Origin of the sequence: Pinibacter aurantiacus (assembly GCF_019130065.1) — a bacterium.
GTDB classification, from domain to species: Bacteria; Bacteroidota; Bacteroidia; order Chitinophagales; family Chitinophagaceae; genus Pinibacter; species Pinibacter aurantiacus.
On record NZ_JAHSPG010000016.1, the window covers coordinates 164,225 to 182,146 of the forward strand.

Below are 17,922 nucleotides of genomic sequence, written 5' to 3' on the forward strand. Positions count from 1 at the left end.
TGTATATGCCAAGCCCTCTGGTTTGATTTTTTAGATCGCCTGCCAATGATTTCCAATCAAGCAATCCCCACACGGCTTATCCCATTTTTTTGCACAAAGGCTATTTCAATGCGCCTTGGATAAGGCAAATGGTGAGCCCGCACATTATTAAAAAATTAAGCGTAAAAATACGCGTGCATTTTAGCATTTTTAGCAATAATTCAGTATATTAATTTATTCATTTTCAATTCGAAAGGGAATTGCTCACTTTTTGAATGATTTATTTTAACAATTGAAAAATTATATTATTTTTGAGACCGACTTCTAGTTTAACTCTCTCGTCATAAATAGTAGAATACGTACATTCATTATCCCCATCGGAAAACTAACTGTGCTTAATACCTTTATTATTCTTAGAGAAGCCAATTTCGTTTTATTCTCCAATATGCCTCTTGTGTTTCCTTGCATTTAGCCCGTTACGACAATTGTAACTCTGCATAGGACATAAGATTCATCCATTTATTTTATCAATGTATTTCGTATGAAACGAATTGTACTTCTTACCACAACTGCAGTTTTGCTGCTTATTGGAAAACTTTCTGCCCAGAACGTGTTCGATCAGAATGATCCCGTGTACACGTACGATAACACTCAGCCTTCTGGCAGCGTTTATAATCCTGTGGTTCCCAACAATGGAACAATGGCAAAGTGGATCAGGACCACGGCGGCCTACAACGGCAGGCAGGTAACTTTTACTACCACAAATTACAAGCCTTATATATGGAACGGAATGCCTTTCCGTCTTATCTATCCAAAGACATATCAACAAGGTGTGGCAGATGGCAAGACATATCCTCTTGTGGTGTTCTGGCATGGCGGCGGTGAAATTGCGCCAATAACCAACAACGAACTACAATTGTATAATGGAGGTGATTTTTTCCAGAACCAGATTACATCCGGCGGTTACGACGGATTTATGCTTTTTCCACAGGAAACAGCTATTGGCTGGGAGCCTTATTTCAGCCGTGTAAATGATGTGCTTGATTCTCTCTACAAATGGTGTAAGGTGGATCCGGACCGTGTTATTTCTATGGGTTTGTCTATTGGTGGCCAAGGCTCAATGAGTTACGCCAACCAAAATCCAAAACGGGTATCAAGAATTATAGCAGCCTCTCCAACTTTGGTGGGTACTCTTACTCCCAATATTCCATCCTTCCTGCAAATTCCGCTTTGGATGGCTTCGGGAGGGTTAGACACCAATCCTGATTCTGCTTCAGCAAGGGCCTTCTATAACAGTTTTCGACAAGCCGGTGGTAATGTTATTTATGATTTTTTTCCGCTAGACGACCACCACACCTGGAACGATCAGTGGGCCAAGCCTTATTTTCTCTCACAACTCAATACCGCGCATAAAGCAAATCCGCTTGTTTATTTTCAAAATAACTTACTGTGTCCGGATTCTGCCATCAATGTTCGCATGGGATTGACAGCTGGATATTATGCATACCAGTGGGATTTGAATGGAGCGGTAATTTCCGGTGCAACCTCTTCAGAATATACTGCTACTGCATATGGAACTTATCGTGCAAGATTTCAACGCACCGCAACCTCCGGCTGGTCAGCCTGGTCTCCCAGTCCTGTAACGGTATTAACGAGAGCACGGTACAATGCACCAGCAATTGCCATTCAGGGTATACGCACCAATGTGTTGCCTGGTGCGGATAGCAGTTATTCAGTTCCATTAATGGAGCCTGCAGGTTACAATGCTTACAGATGGGTTTCGGCAGCAGACAATTCTATTAAAAGTGCTGCGCAAGTATACAATGCTCCATCCGGCCAATACAAGGCGGCGGTGATGGACGCGACAGGATGTTATTCGTCATTTACCCCTGTATATACTGTCGTAAATGCGAACGGTTCTCCTAAACCGGACAGACCTAAAAATTTGAATGCAACACAGCTCAGCGGGGCCAGCATTTTGCTGGACTGGGCAAAAAATTCAGTAGTTACGAATGCGCCTACCAGTTATGAAGTATACAGAGGCACGAAAGCTGGTGGCCCTTACACATATGTTGGCCTTATTCCGGGAACTTCCCTTTCATACACAGACAATGGTTTGACATCTAATACAGCATACTATTACATTATAAGACCAATAAACGGAACCGCTGCGGGTGCTGTGAGTAATGAAGCTACTGCCACCACGCAAGCAGATGTAACTGCGCCAACTGCTCCATCAAATTTAGTGTCTGGAACATATACCACACGCCAATCTGTGGACCTGTCCTGGAGTGCCGCTACCGACAATGTTGGTGTATATAAATACGATATTTATGTAAACGGTGTGAAAATGTACTCTACTGACTCCCTTTCTACAACCGTATACAACCTTACTCCTCTTACTACATTCGTATTTACAGTAAAAGCAAGAGACAAAGCGGGCAATGTATCGCAGCCAAGCAACCAGGTGATTGCTTCAACTGCGTTGGTTGGATTGAAATGGAGGTTCTATCAGAACTACTATTATAATTTGCCAAACTTTTATTCGCAAACAGTGGTGTCATCGGGCATATCTTCAAACGTAGATATCTCTGTACGTCCAGGTACTGTAAACGATCAGTTTGGATTTGTGTGGGAAGGTTACATTAAAATTCCACAAGCAGGTACTTACACTTTTGGATTGAAATCTGATGATGGAAGTGCTATGTGGGTAAATTCATTTTACAATTACCTCGTAACTCCTACTGTAAACAATGATGGCGCCCATGATAACAGTGCCACAAAAACCGGCACCTATACATTCCCGGCAGGTGGTGTATATCCTTTTGCTGTTTCATATTTCGAGCAGGCGGGTGGCCAATCTATCGCGTTGACATGGAGTGGTCCCGGTGTCACATCAGGAGCCATACCGAACTCTGCATTTACAGATAATGTAAGTGCGGGTACGTTGCCTACAGCACCATCGCTTCCAACTGCAACGGTAAATTCTTATCGTCAAATAACCGTGGGCTGGAAAGATAACAGCACAACTGAAACCGGTTTTGAAATTGTAAGAGGTACAGCTGCTGCTGGTCCTTTCACTTCTCTGGCTACAACTGCTGCAGGTGTGATTAGCTTTGTAGATACGTTTGCATTGAATCCATCAACGGCTTACTATTACAAAATAAGAGCTGTAAATACAGCAGGAGCTTCTGCCTTTACTTCAGTGGCAAATAATACTACACAAGCTGCACCAGCTGCGCCTGGCGCACCAAGTGCACTTGGGTTAGTTGTTAATTCCAGCAAGCAAATAACACTTAACTGGACAGATAATTCCGGTATAGAAACAGGTATGGAAGTATGGAGGTCATCTAACGATAACACTAACTACAGAGTGATCGCTACCTTGAATCCAAATACGGTTAACTATGTTGATGCAACTGTATTGCCAAACGAAACCTATCTATATAAAGTAAGAGCTAAGATTGTTGGAAATAGTTCCGCATTCTCAAATGAAGTAACAGGAAGATCACTGGATATCAAACCTACTGTTACACCAATTGCAGACTTCACTATGAAGTACGGTACAACGTTCGTGTTGCCAATCAAAGCATCTGATCCGGATAACGATGATATCGCATTCACTTATCTGAATAAGCCTGTATTTGCAACACCGGCAAATATTTCAAATGGTAATGCAACACTTACCTTCACGCCAACTGTTGTAACGCAGGGTACTTTCACCATAGCCGTTGTAGCAAACGATAACAATGGTAAGACAGATACAATGAGATTCACTCTTATTGTAAACTCGAACAATCCGCCAAGCATCGCACCTATAAGCAACATTGCAATTGATGAAGGATCTACATCTAACGTTAATGTGTCTGCTACAGATCCGGAAGGAAATGCAAATATCTCATGGACATTTACCGGCTTGCCTTCATTTGTAACGTTTACAAATAATGGAAACGGTAACGGAACCATGGCCGTGGCTCCGGGTTATGCAGCTTCGGGTGTGTACAGCGTAACAGCAACAGTGAATGATGGATTTGGTGGAAAGGCGAACCAAACCTTTACGATAACAGTAAATGATAAATCTCCGAATACCAAATGGTATGTGAAGGTTTATTACTCTGGTGCAGGCGATCCAGCAGCGCCGGCGCCTTGGAATAACGTGGGTGGCGTGTCAACCAACCTGCTAACTTCTTCTGGCAGTGCATCTACGGTGGGCGTTACTATTTCCGCGCCAAATAATATTACGCTGTATAAATCAGGTCAAACAACTGGTAACAACAGTGGCGTTTTCCCGGATGTTGTTTTGCGTGACTGTTTCTATTTGTCAAACCCGAGTAATATAGGAAACATTTTGATCAAGAATTTGAATCCTGCATCTTCTTACAATTTCAGATTGTTGTCTTCAACAAACGACTATACTGAAACTGCATTGTCAAGAACAGTATTCAGCTCCGGAGGTAAAATGGATTCGGTTCTGGAAAAAAATAACACAACCAATACTGCATCTCTTGCAGGAATCTCACCGGATGCAGCAGGAAATATAAACATTCAGTGGTACAGAGGTGCAGCTGCAGGAACACGCAATGCATACATCAATGCCTTTATAATAGAACAAGTATATAATGATGGTACTGCTCCTGCAAAAGCACAAGGCATCGGTTCTACATTTATCCCTGGCAGCGGTGCCAAGGTAACATGGAAGGATATTGCCTATAACGAAACAAGTTATAAAGTATATCGCGCATCAACCAGTGCAGGGCCTTACACACAATTGAATCCTGGCGCAACAAATCAAAATGATTCGAGCTACCTGGATGCAACAGCTACCCCTAATGCAACATACTATTACTATGTTGTGGCAAACAACAGCGTTGGTGATTCTCCGTCATCTGATACAACAATGTTGGTGACAGGAAATAATCCGCCAATCATTGCACCGGTTACCGACTTGTATGTGAAAGCAGGCAGCTCGGCTGCTATAACCTTTAGTGCAAGCGACGATGCAGGTGATGTGTTGACTGCAACAATTCCTGATCTGCCAACTTCATTCGTTACATTAAGTCCGCCTAGTGGTAATACATACACAGTTACGGCTACTCCGGGCCTCGACAATGTAGGCTTCTACAAAGTGACCATCAACGTGGCTGATAACAAAGGTGGCCTTACTAAAAAGACCTTTAATATCCTCGTAAGTGAAAGTGGCGTAAAAACTGCGCTTGTGAAATTCGGTGGTCTTGGCTTTACACTGCCAAAACCATGGAACAACGTACCAAGCGGTTCAGGATTCCCTGTAGCAGGTCTTGCAACCACTTCAATGACAGATGATGGTGGTGCAGCTGTAAGATGGAATGTACAACTCGTAACCCAATTCGACGGTTATTATGGCAATGGTTTCAAAACCGGTAACGATGCAGGCGTGGTGCCAGATACGGTAATGTTTACTGGTATATACTGTAGCCAGGCAACTACTCCACGTACATTCAAACTAACAGGTTTGGATCCGAACAAGAAATATTCTGTAGGATTTGTTTCAGGATTGAACTCAGGTTATAACTATACAGCCACTGTAAGTTCAGGAGCAAAATCCGTAACATTCAACGGTTCTTACAATGCTAACAACCTGCCAAGATTGAATGGCCTTGTACCGGCAGCAGACAGCTCTGTTTCGTTTAATGTGCTGAGAGCATCTAACAGCCAGGCTGCATGTATCAGCGCCCTGATCATCCAGGAATATGATCCTGTTGCTACACCAAATCTCAACCCGACTAACCTCATAGTTGAGCCTGCAGATACCAACAAGATCAGGCTTACATGGAGCGATCGCGGAGATGGTGAAACCGGTATTGAAGTTTACAGATCAACAGCTTACGGTAGCGGATATGCGCTGGTGACAACAACTGCAGCGAATGCGGTAAGTTACACAGATGTAACGCCGGCGACCAATACACGTTATTATTATAAAGTAAGAGTGAAAAATGGTGCTGTTTTCTCAGCGTACAGCAACATTGCAACTACAACAAGCCCAAGAAGCATCATCTATGTAAACATGAAGAATTCAAACCCTGGAGGAGCGCCATGGAACAATACCGGTAAGGCACCTGTAGTGGGAGACGTGTTTGGATTGAATGATCCAAAGGGCAACTATACCGGATATACAATGACCATTGTAAATAACTTTAGCAGCTCAGGCAGCGGCGGAAGCAGCACAGGAACCAACTCCGGCGTATTCCCTGACAGTGTAATGGTATCCAACTATGTTGTTGCAACGAACACTACTGCTACTGTTAAATTCAGCAATCTTGATCAGAGCAAGCGTTATCGTGTTGGCTTCTCCGGAAGTTCAAATACATGGGCAAACTCCTTCAATACTACTTATTCTATCGGTAATCGCACGGTTTATCTGAATGCGTTGTACGATACAATCAAAGCAGTTTACATTGACGGTGTGATACCAAATTCAAACGGAGAAATTACAGCCAATATCTCTACCACACCAGACGCGGCATATGGTTTGCTGAATGCCATAGTGTTGCAGGCATACACGTATGTTCCTGGTGGATCTGCAACTGATCTTCCTGTGGCCAGCCAGGCGATAAGAGTTAACACAGGTATTGCAGCAGACAGCGCTGCGAGAAGAGACTCAACAAAACGAGTTCCGGCAGAATTGAGTACTTATCCAAATCCGTTCAACGATTATTTGAACCTTCAGGTTGAAACTGCAAATACAATTGACAAACTGGATATAGAAATATTTGACAGTAACGGAAAGATAATGTTTGCGAAAGTGTTTAACAGTGTACCTTCAGGTACAAATACCATCAGAATATCAACCGCAGAGGCGAAACTACAGCAAGGCATATACTTCATGCGGGTTCATAGCAGCGATGGTGCAACCAATAGCGTTATCAAGTTGATCAAAATAAATAAGTAGCCTTAACTTACCTTTAATCCGGGAGTTTCGTATTCCCGGATTCTTTTTTTATTTTTCGCACAAAACCACAAAGAACTTACCAATGGATCTAGTCTTTTTGTTACATGCACTGCTGAAGAAAAAATGGGTCATACTCATTTGTACCATTGCGGGTGTGCTTGCAGGGCTCATCTTCGTATTCTCTAAAGATCAATTTTACGTATCCGTCGCGCAGTATTCCACCGGCTTTACCATGAAACAACAGGTAAAGATCAAAGACGATGTGGGATATAGTTTTGCCGAAGCAGATCAACGTTTTAAAAACGTAATTGAAACCTTCAAATCTCCCGTTGTTGTGGGCATGCTGTCTTACGAATTAATGCTGCATGATCTTGAACAAAAAAGACCTTTCCGTACGCTTACCGCAAAAGAGAAAAGTACTCCTTCAATTGTTGGTCTTAACCTGGAAGAAGCAAAAAGAGTATTACATCAAAAAGTAGACAACCAGGAATTGCTGGTCGCTTATGAACCTTCCGAATCAAAAGTATTTGAGCTCATCAAATTGTATCAATACAATCACGAGGCTTTATTGAGCAGATTGAGCGTTGACCGTGTACAGGGAACTGACTATCTGAACATCGTTTTCAAGTCTGAAAATCCTGAACTGTCTGCTTACGTGGTAAACTCCATAGGTCGCGAGTTCATCAACTTCTTTACAAAGATCAATGCGACACGTACCACAGAATCTATGACCAAACTTTCTGCTCTTACTCAACAGAAGAAACAAGAGTACGACAATGCGGTTACGATCTTGCAAAAATTCAGGGAACAAGTAGGTTCTCCTAACGTGGGCGACAGGGCAAAAGCGGCGATGGAAATGATGCAAAGCCTTACCACGCAATTGAACGACAACGAAGGCAAATTAAATAGTTTGAAAGGGCGTCTCAGTTCTGTAAAAGATCAGATACAAGGATTGAGCTCGGGAACTGTTACCGCTTCGAATGCAAATTCCGACATAATATCGCTTACGCAAAAGAACAGAGAACTGGCGTCACAGCAAACTACAGCAGGGCCGGCAACTTATAAAGATTTGCAGAATCAGATTGACAACAATACAAAACAGATCCAAAAGCTGGAAACTTTCAAGGCCGGTAAAGGAGATGTTTCAGGTCTTAGAAATCAATTGACAAGAGATAAGAGTGACATTGAGTATGAAATAGCTTCACTGACTCAAACGTCAAGGTCTATCAATGATAAAATCAACCTTTACAAAGGCATGGCCTATACAGGTGGTGGTGATGAAGTAGAAGTGCAAAAACTACAAAACGAAGTAGACCGTCTCAACACTGAATACCAGGCTTTGCTTGCAAGAATGCAAACGTCGCAAGACGTAGATGTGGCGCCGGAAATCAACTTTAAACAAACCATCGTTGGTCAGCCTGCCATCAAACCAGAGCCGGGTAAGAAGAAGACAATCTTGTTACTCTGTGCGTTAACAACATTAGTAGTGTCTTCGTTGGTGGTGATCATCATCGACTTCCTTGACAACTCGGTGCGTGCGCCTTCTATTTATCATAAGAACATTAAACTTAAATTATTGTCAACTGTTTCAAAGATTAACCTGAGAACAAGAACAGTTGCCGATCAATTTGAAAATGTATCGGAGACAACAAGACAAGCAAACTCAGCAGAAAATATTTTCATTGAGAGTGTAAGAAAGCTTCGTTATGAAATTGAGAACGGTGAGAAAAAAGTTATTCTTTTCACGAGTACAAAATCTGACGTGGGTAAATCAACTTTGATCGAAGCGTTGGCTTATAGCATGAGTCTTGCAAAAAAGAAGTTACTTTTGATAGATACTAATTTTCCGCACAATACCCTTACGGAAAAGTTTGTCCCGAAATCTACGCTTGAAAACGTAAACTTTAATCCAGATAAATCCGTACACGAAAAAGGCGTTTACGAAATCGCCAGCAAAACTCCCATACCCGGTGTTGACATTATTGGCTGTAAGCAAGGTAATTATTCTCCGTTGGAGATATTGCCTAAGCACAACCTGCTTGAGCATCTTGCGCTTATTAAGCGCGAGTATGACTACATCTTTATTGAAGGCGCCGGCCTGAATATGCACTCAGACAGCCGCGAACTTTCAAGATATGTAGAAGGCGTTGTGGTTGTGTTCTCTGCCGATAATACCCTTAATCAACTGGACAAAGAATCTTTACAGTTCCTCAAAACCATCGACAACAAGGTTATGGGGGGTGTATTGAACAGTATTGAAAAAGATAATATCGAACTCTAGTAGTGTGTATATTTAAACCTGAATCCTACAAAGATGGTTCATCAGTGATGATAGCATGCTGCTGTTAGAAAACCTAAAACAGTGGGTATTAAGAACAATTTGTTTAATGCGGACTTCGTATTAAGCAGGAACAGACAGCCGTGGATAGACTACGTCAGAGGCATATGTATCATTATGGTATGCTACAGGCATTGCTTTGATGGTCTTACAAATGCCGATATACAAACGCAGGGATATATCGTGTTCAAATATTTGAACGTGTTCTTATTTAGTTTCCGAATGCCTTTGTTCTTTATCGTATCCGGCTTGTTTGTCGCGGCAAGTTTGAACAAGAAAGGTTTGGGCAATTACGTTTCGGATCGGTTCAAAGTTATTTTTTACCCGCTATTAGTGTGGGGAACCATACAAATAACGCTGCAGCTGCAGTTTGCGCCATATGTAAATGCACACAGGGAAGTAATAGATTATCTCAATCTGATTATTTACCCACGAAAAATAGAGCAGTTCTGGTATCTTAATGCTTTGTTTGTAGTAGGAGTAATTTACGCATTTATAAAAGTGAAATTAAAGCTTACCAGCTTACAGCATCTCGCAGTAGCTTTGGTATTCTATGGCATCGGTGGTTATCTGCATGCAATAAGAACAGGAGCTTTCATTTTTACAGACGTATTTCACTACTATTTGTTCTTTGCAATAGGTGATAATATTTCACAGTTTGTGTTAAATAAAGACAAGGCCAAATACTTTACGCAACTCAAGTATGTTTTGCCGGTATTTGTTCTGTTTATTATTACACATTACTTTTTCACAAAGATCAACCTGCGTCACAATCAGGATTATTACATTGAGCACTATATGCCTTTGTTTTTCCTTGTTGTTGCGCTAACGGGCTGCTGCTTCATTGTGCAGATAAGTTTTTTGCTGGAGAAAGCAGGCATCCTGAAATTTTTGCGCATCGTAGGTTATCATTCGTTGTTCATTTATGTGATGCACCTTATAGTGCTTGCGGCCACAAGAGCATTGCTGGTTCATGTGTTTGACATAAGCAGTGTTCCGGTGTTGTTAACCATAGGCATCTCGATGGGCATCACACTTCCAATAATCATTTACAATATTCTATCGAAAGCAGGTGCATGGTGGCTATTCAGTTTGAAGAAGCCGGTGGAAGAGTTGAATTTTACCAAAGAAACATACAAAAAAAAATTGCTGGCCTCTAACAAGGTTTATGAAACAGTAACACCTGGAAAATCATATACCGGCACGCAATAACTGAACCTTATGGAGCATAAGTTTATACACGATAGAGATATTGTTATGTTCAGCTTCCAGCCGTGGGACACAGAAATAGGAAGCAACTTTAAAGATATGGCGCTCGAACTTGCAAAAAGAAACAGGGTTCTTTTTGTGAACCGTGCGCTCGACCGCAGGTCCCGCCTGCGCGATAAAAATGACCCCAAAGTTTTTGCACGCCTTGCCAGCATTCAAAATGGTGAAGGCGAGTTAACTGAAGTAAGCAAAAACATCTGGGTACACAATCCAAGAACGATAGTGGAATCAATCAACTGGGTGCCGGTGGCAACCGTGCATGATGCGTTGAACAAAATGAACAATAAAAGAATTGCTGACGAAATTAAAAAGGCCGTTCAGCGATTGAATTTTAAAAATGTATTGCTCATCAACGACAACGATTTCACCCGGGGCTTTTACCTGAAAGAAATGCTCGGCTGCAAAGAATATATTTTCTACATAAGAGACTATATGCTCGCCGTTGATTTCTTTAAAAGGCACGGTGCAAGACTGGAAAGCGGTGTGATGAAAAAGGCAGATCTTGTAGTGGCCAATTCCTCCTACCTCGCAGACTATTCCAGGCAGTTCAACAAAAACAGTTTCGATATAGGGCAGGGCTGTGACCTCACACCTTTTCTTGCCGAAAACCTGCCAATGCCAGATGACTTGAAAGCCATCAGGAAGCCGGTCATTGGTTATGTTGGATTCATAAGCGAAGTCAGGCTCGATGAAAAAGTATTGATCCATCTGGCAAAAAATAATCCCGAACACCAGGTAGTACTGGTGGGCCCGGTTGACGATTTCTTTCAAAAAAGTGAATTGAATAAATTGGAGAACGTGCATTTTTTAGGAAGAAGAAATCCGGCGACATTGCCTGCTTATATTTCTCATTTCGATATCTGCATCAACCCACAGATGTTCAATGAAGTGACCGCGGGTAATTATCCACGAAAAGTAGACGAATACCTGGCCATGGGGAAACCGGTGGTGGCAACAGCCACAAAGGCCATGGATATGTTTGCGCCCTATACTTTTTTGTGCAAAACCAAAGAAGATTATGCGGCACATGTAAACAACATCTTGCAACACCCGGAACAATTCAATAGTTTAGACCAGCAAATGAAGCGTCGCGAATTTGCCAAAACGCATACCTGGGAGAATAGTATAGGATTGATGGGAGATGCGTTTTATGAATTAATAATTAATAATTAAGAATTAATAGAGCAGGGTGCGAGATGTTGGGAAAATGAATTCAAGAAGGGTAGAAGGAATTGTGAAGTGTTATGAAGAAGAGAACAAGATTAATCATGAAGCCTAACAACTAACAACCAACAACTGTCAACTTAAAAAAATGTCTGAAGAACAAAAAACCGAAACAAAGGTACTACGAATCGTCTCTCTTCTATTTGTGGGAGGTTATATCGTGTACATGTATGCGCACTTTTTATTTTTCTGAAAAACAACCGAATGTTCGACCAACTGAAAATATATACCAACTCTGTTCTTTCATGGCTGCAGGATCAGATTGTAGCCAAAAAAATGGACTCTCCGTTAGGCTGGCTGATTATGGCAGCCGTGGGGGTTGCGCTCGCATACGCCACTGCAATAGGTGAGGCCGTAACAGCAGTTATTGTTTGTTTTTGTGCAGTAGGCGTATTCATCGTAATACTTTGCCTTAAAAAACCAATGTGGGGATACTACATGGTTATTTTAATTTCCACATTTATATCGCTGCCAGACCGGCTCGTGCATATTCCTTTGCCTTTGGGATTGTTAATTGAGGTGCTCTCATACGTAGTGTTCTTTGGCGTATTGGCCAAGCAATATCGCGAACGCATCAACGTAGGCGAGTTCTGGAGAAACCCCATCTCTGTCATTCTCATCATTCAGTATTCATATTTTCTTATAGAAGCCTTCAACCCCGAAACACAAAGTTTGTTTGGATGGTCGTTGTTTTTCCGCAAGCAGCTTAGCTTTCTGATGTTTTATTACATTACCTATTTACTGCTCGATAACGAAAAAAAGATTTTCGATTTTCTTGCCTTGTGGGTAGGCATTTCTTTGTTCATTGCCCTCTGGGGAATCAAACAGCAGTGGCTTGGATTTTTTGAGTTTGAAGAAAGATGGATCTATTCTGATGCCCAAAGGGTAAACTTGTTTTTCCAAACGGGATTCATGCGTAAGTTCTCCATTCTTACAGATCCCGCCGGCTTTGGGGTGTGTATGTCGTCCACAGGCGTATTCACTTTGATCCTTGGTATAAGAAGCAATCACACGAGAAATCGCATCCTGCTAATTATCGCGGGTATTCTTATTCTGCTTTCATCAAGCTATTCCGGTACACGTACCGCCAACCTGATGATCGCAGCCGGTATCGCCGGTTATGGAATATTTACCATTAACGAAAAGAAAACGGCGGCCCTTATTGTTGCTTTCGTATTTTTCACCGGAGCATTGTTGTTTGGACCGTTTCAAAATAATCCCGTGGTATTCCGGATGAAATCTACCCTCGAAGGAAACAAAGATGCGTCCGCAAACATTCGCGATTATAACAGGCACAACGTTCAACCTTACATATGGTCACACCCTTTGGGTGGAGGTATCAATACAACAGGAGCGGAGGGGCAAAACTACAATCCCTCACACTATCTGGCCAGCTATCCACCCGATAGCGGATACATGAAAATATTGGCAGAGCAGGGATGGCTGGGATATGCCATTCACATGCTTTTCTATTTTATAGTGCTTAAAGCCGGGCTTGAAGGGTTTTACAAGGCGAAAAGACCTGAAATTAAGAACGCATATATTGCAATCACAGTTTTTTTATTTATATTATTGGTGGGGGAAATTTCCCAGATAACCAACGGCGGCTATCCATATTCATATTTCTATTACCCATTGCTGGTTATTCTTTACAAATTAATTGACTATGACACACCAACACCGGAAAAAAGCAACATATAAATACCGTGTTATGAAAAGAACATTAGGCTTACTTCTTGTATCCTTTGGATTGTTTGTTAGTGGATTTGCTCAGAAAAAGCAGAGCTCTTCCGCTGGCAATAGCACTTATCTCACCGCGGACACTTCGAAGAAATCTGATATCCGCGAAAAGCTGGTGCAACTGGCCATTCAAAACCCAACATATGAAGTGGCGGATAGAAGAGTAGCAATAGCCGATCAGGAATTGAGCAGAACAAAAACTAAGATACTTGGACAGATCACTATTGCCGGTAACGTAAATGAATTTACTATCAATCCACCAGAGAACGGTTACAACACATTGTATCCAAGATACAATATCGGAGCCACTTTGCCATTGGACCTCTTCATTACAAGAAGCAGGGACATCAGGATCGCTAAAGAAAATCTTGGTATAGCGCAGGCAGAAAGAAATGAACGCTACCGCGTCATCAAAGCTCAGGTGCTCACTGCCTATGAAGATTATTTGCTGGCAAAACAAAAGCTGGAATTTCAAAGCCAGATCACGCAAGATGCTTTCCAGGAATACAAACAACAGGAAAGGGATTTTTCTGATGGCATCATAGAGCAAAAAGAATACAACGCAGGATTTAAAAAATGGACACAGGAGCAATCTCAAAAAATTGAAATGCAGCGCAACCTCAACGTTATCAAACTTGACCTGGAAGCCATGATAGGTATGCCGTTTGATGAATTGCTTGCCAGTTATGAAAGAGACAAACGATAAGCAATTAGGAATTAATAATTAAGAATTAACAGGTGAAACACGCTCTGTTTATGTGCGGTCGCGAAATTTAGCGACGTTGTGTTAATTATAACCTGTGGGATAACAGGCGACCAATTCACGCTTCACCTTTGACGATTCACGATCCCCTAAAAATAGTAATGAAAAAATATAGCCCTTTTTTAGTTTGTACCGCGTTACTGCTGGTATTTGTTGCTTTATTGGAGATGCAGGCGCTTCACAGAACCGGCGGCCATTTTTGTTATCCATTAGATGATGCTTTCATTCACATGTCAGTAGCGAAAAATCTTGCTGTGAGCCATGTGTGGGGCGTTACAAACAGCGGATGGGTGTCCACGTCATCCTCTCCTTTTTACACTTTGGTGCTTACGTTAAGCTATATCATTGCCGGTGTAAACATTTACTCTCCGTTCATCATTAGCTTGCTGGGCGGCATACTGGTGATGTATGCGTTGTCACGGGAATTGAATAACAACAGCACACTTACCAATCAGCAGAAAATACTGGTGATGATCGTTACGATGATACTCGCGGTGATTCCATCTTTATCATTATCAGGAATGGAGCACACACTGCAGATATCATTCACCTTGTTTTTTGTACATGCTGCAGCAACATACATTGTATCAGACGATAAAAAGAAATCGTTTTGGCCCGTTGCAATATTAGCCGCACTAATGGTTTTTACACGATATGAAAATGTGTTCTTGGTTGGCTCAGTGTGTGGAATATTATTGTTGAGAAAGAAAATTGCTCCTGCATTTCTTATAGGTGCAGTAAGCATTGTGCCGGTTGTATTGTTTGGCATTTTCTTTTACAGCAAAGGAGGGTTCCCCATACCAAATTCAGTATTGATAAAAGGAAATACAAACTTTAAATCTATCGCCGGCGGTCAGTTATCCTTGCCTGCATTGTCCATGAGCCTTGGCGGTATTTTGATTGTAGCATGTCTCGTTGCATACGATAGAATTAAGAGAGGCTTGTACGATCGTGATTTTTATCTCGTAGCAATATTCATCATCACTACTTTCTTTCATAGCGTGTTTGCCCAGTTCGGTTGGTTCTTCCGCTACGAAGCCTATTTGATCGTATTGGCAGTTTCCCAGTTATTGAAAATGTTCCTGCAGGAATTCAACTGGAAGGAATGGAGAAAACCTGCTACTTTAATTTTTGGCGCGTTCACCATCATCATGTGTTCGAACCTGGTGCTCCGCGTTGCTAATGCACAGCGCAAGACAGCCGGTGCCATCCACAATATTTATGACCAGCAATACCAGATGGGAAAATTTGTAGAAGAATATTACAACGGCCAAGCCATTGCTGCAAACGACATTGGAGCGATCAGTTACTTTGGCGATATCAAAACGCTTGACCTTTGGGGCCTTGCCAATAACGAAGTAACAAAAGCACGCAAAGACAATTATTACAACACCGCTTTCCTGCGTGAGTTGGTAAAAAAGAATGACGTCAAGCTGATCATGATTTACGATTCATGGTTCAAGCCGGATATCTCTGAAGATTGGGTGAAAGTGGCAAGATGGTATTTGCCTTACAATGTTATTTGCGGAGATGATATGGTTACGTTCTATGCACCTAACGCGGCGGCTGCCGGCATGCTAAAGCAGAATCTTTTGCAGTATGCAGAAACGTATTTACCGAAGGAGAACAGGGTGGAATATTATCGATAGATTTCCTTTCTTCATAAAGTAAAAAGTCAAAAGGAAAAATTCAAAAAAGCGGAGACTCCAATTTTTGAATTTTTCCTTTTGACTTTTTTATTATCTCTAGTTCCACTTCTCCAACTGATTCAACGTCGCTCTCATGTCCTTTGGTACAGCAGCTTCCAGCACATGAGCGTTTCCTTCTTCATCCTTTACGATCAGTTTTTGCGCATGCAAAGCAAGGCGATTAAGCAAAGGTTTTTCTTCCAGAACATCTTTGCCCAGCTTAAATTTTTTCTTGATTGCAGAAAGTAAAACAGGATGTCCGTCACCATACACTTCGTCACAAACAATAGCGTGACCAAGGTGTTTCATGTGCACACGTATCTGGTGTGTACGTCCGGTGAAGATCTGAAACTGCATCCATGAATAGTTGTTAAACTCTTCCAACACCTGGTATGCAGTTTGTGATGCCTTACCTTTTCTATTGGTAGTCATCACACCTTTCTTTACAGGATGCTCAATGATCGGCATATCAATAAGCCCACTTGGTACAGACAATCTTCCTAACACCAAACCAACATAAAACTTCTCTGTTTCACGTTGTTCAAATTGTTGCGAGAGATGCTTGTGCGTTTGTTCATTCTTTGCAAAAACAATCACACCACTTGTGTCCTTATCAAGGCGGTGAACGGTAAAAATTTCTCCGTATTTATCGAGTAAAATGTCTTTTAAAGAAACTTCGGATTGCATTCTGTCCGGCACAGATAAAAGACCCGAAGGCTTATTAACAGCAATAAAATTGTCGTTCTCAAAAATGATCTCCAGAGAATGCTTCATGTTAAATTGAAAATAAAATATCAGTGTAAATCAGTTTAATCAGTGTCATCAGTGTGCTATACTACTTTTGACCTTTCTTCACCGATCTGTTGAAATGTTTAAGTGTTCTTACTTCTTTTTCGTTCAGTAAACGGAACTTACCGCGGTTCACATTTTTCTTTGTAAGACCTGCATACATTACGCGATCAAGGCCTTTTACATCATATTTCAAATGTTCGAAAATGCGGCGCACGATACGGTTTCTTCCGCTGTGGATCTCGATGCCGATAATAGATTTATCTTTTGGATCAACATAACCCAAAGCATCCGGAGCAATAAAACCATCTTCCAATGTAAGACCGGCAGCAATGCTGTCAAAGTCATTTTTAGTAAGAGGTTTGTCAAGCGTTACCTCGTATATTTTTTTGATCTCGTGGCTTGGGTGGCTAAGTGTTTGTGCAAGATCGCCGTCGTTTGTAAGCAACAAAACACCGGACGTATTTCTATCGAGTCTGCCCACAGGATACACACGTTCTTCCGTAGCTGTTCTGATCAACTGCAACACCGTTTTTCTTCCCTGCGGATCATCAGTTGTAGTGATGTAATCTTTTGGCTTGTTCAACAAAATGTAAACAAGGTTCTTTGTAGGAATGACTTTTTTGCCATTCACTTTGATTACATCTTTCTCACCAAGTTTATAACCCGGCTCAGTAACCACTTTGCCATTTACTTCTACCTTTCCTTCTTTCACCAAAGTAGCCGCATCTCTGCGTGAACACACACCACCATGGGCAATGTATTTGTTCAAAGGCATTCCGGCATGGTTGCCCATGATTTCTTCCTGCACGTCTTTATTACCAGCAGCAGGAGCAGCTTTCGCTTTTACATCAGTATTTTTTGAAATGGAAATTTTGCCTGCTGGTTTTCCAGGCTTTGTTGTATTGTTAGTAACAGGTTCGGCGGTTTTCTTGAATTTCGCGTCTTTCGGATTTTTTGCATTTCCGCCTTTAAGCGCCCTGATCTCTTCTTTACTTACTTTAGGCGATCCGGAAGCGGTAAGGCCCGCTTTCTTTAGTTCGTACGCCTCAGCTTTCTGCTTTCTTTTGTCTTCGAAATGCTTGTCAATAGCCGCAGCTCTTTCTTTTTTAGCTGCTTTTCTGTCTTGCTTGTACTTTTCTTTTACAGTACCCGCTTTTTTCTTGTTGATAAATTTCTCGAACTGTGAAATTCTTCCCATGAT

9 protein-coding genes are annotated in these 17,922 nt (G+C 41.7%); 7 read left to right on the plus strand and 2 right to left on the minus strand.

The features are described 5' to 3' along the window. Window positions 1–520 precede the first annotated feature (520 nt). The 7 genes from KTO63_RS21875 to KTO63_RS21905 all read left to right on the plus strand — a co-directional run bounded on the left by KTO63_RS21875 (window position 521) and on the right by KTO63_RS21905 (window position 15,890). A complete protein-coding gene (locus tag KTO63_RS21875) occupies window positions 521–6,907 on the plus strand; it encodes a PA14 domain-containing protein (RefSeq protein WP_217794093.1) in 6,387 nt (2,128 codons plus the stop codon). An 82-nt stretch (window positions 6,908–6,989) separates the two neighbouring features. After that, entirely contained in the window at window positions 6,990–9,188 is a 2,199-nt protein-coding gene (locus KTO63_RS21880; protein WP_217794094.1) for an exopolysaccharide transport family protein, read from the plus strand. 81 nt (window positions 9,189–9,269) lie between these two features. Further along, entirely contained in the window at window positions 9,270–10,457 is a 1,188-nt protein-coding gene (locus KTO63_RS21885) for an acyltransferase family protein (RefSeq protein ID WP_217794095.1), read from the plus strand. Between the two features lie 9 nt (window positions 10,458–10,466). Further along, window positions 10,467–11,687 carry a glycosyltransferase gene (locus KTO63_RS21890; protein WP_217794096.1) on the plus strand — a complete coding sequence of 407 codons (1,221 nt, stop codon included), beginning with the start codon at window positions 10,467–10,469 and terminating at the stop codon, window positions 11,685–11,687. 255 nt (window positions 11,688–11,942) lie between these two features. Continuing rightward, complete coding sequence (locus tag KTO63_RS21895; RefSeq protein WP_217794097.1) at window positions 11,943–13,439, plus strand: O-antigen ligase family protein; 1,497 nt, start codon at window positions 11,943–11,945, stop codon at window positions 13,437–13,439. Between the two features lie 10 nt (window positions 13,440–13,449). Then, window positions 13,450–14,184 carry a TolC family protein gene (locus tag KTO63_RS21900; protein WP_217794098.1) on the plus strand — a complete coding sequence of 245 codons (735 nt, stop codon included), beginning with the start codon at window positions 13,450–13,452 and terminating at the stop codon, window positions 14,182–14,184. Window positions 14,185–14,342: 158 nt separating this feature from the next. Beyond that, complete coding sequence (locus KTO63_RS21905) at window positions 14,343–15,890, plus strand: hypothetical protein (RefSeq protein ID WP_217794099.1); 1,548 nt, start codon at window positions 14,343–14,345, stop codon at window positions 15,888–15,890. Window positions 15,891–15,986: 96 nt separating this feature from the next. On the opposite strand, the gene KTO63_RS21910 is transcribed toward KTO63_RS21905, so the two are convergent. Next, window positions 15,987–16,703: an RluA family pseudouridine synthase gene (locus KTO63_RS21910; RefSeq protein WP_217794100.1), complete on the minus strand. Its 717-nt coding sequence runs from the start codon at window positions 16,701–16,703 to the stop codon at window positions 15,987–15,989. Window positions 16,704–16,764: 61 nt separating this feature from the next. After that, entirely contained in the window at window positions 16,765–17,919 is a 1,155-nt protein-coding gene (locus tag KTO63_RS21915; RefSeq protein ID WP_217794101.1) for a pseudouridine synthase, read from the minus strand. Window positions 17,920–17,922: the final 3 nt, after the last annotated feature.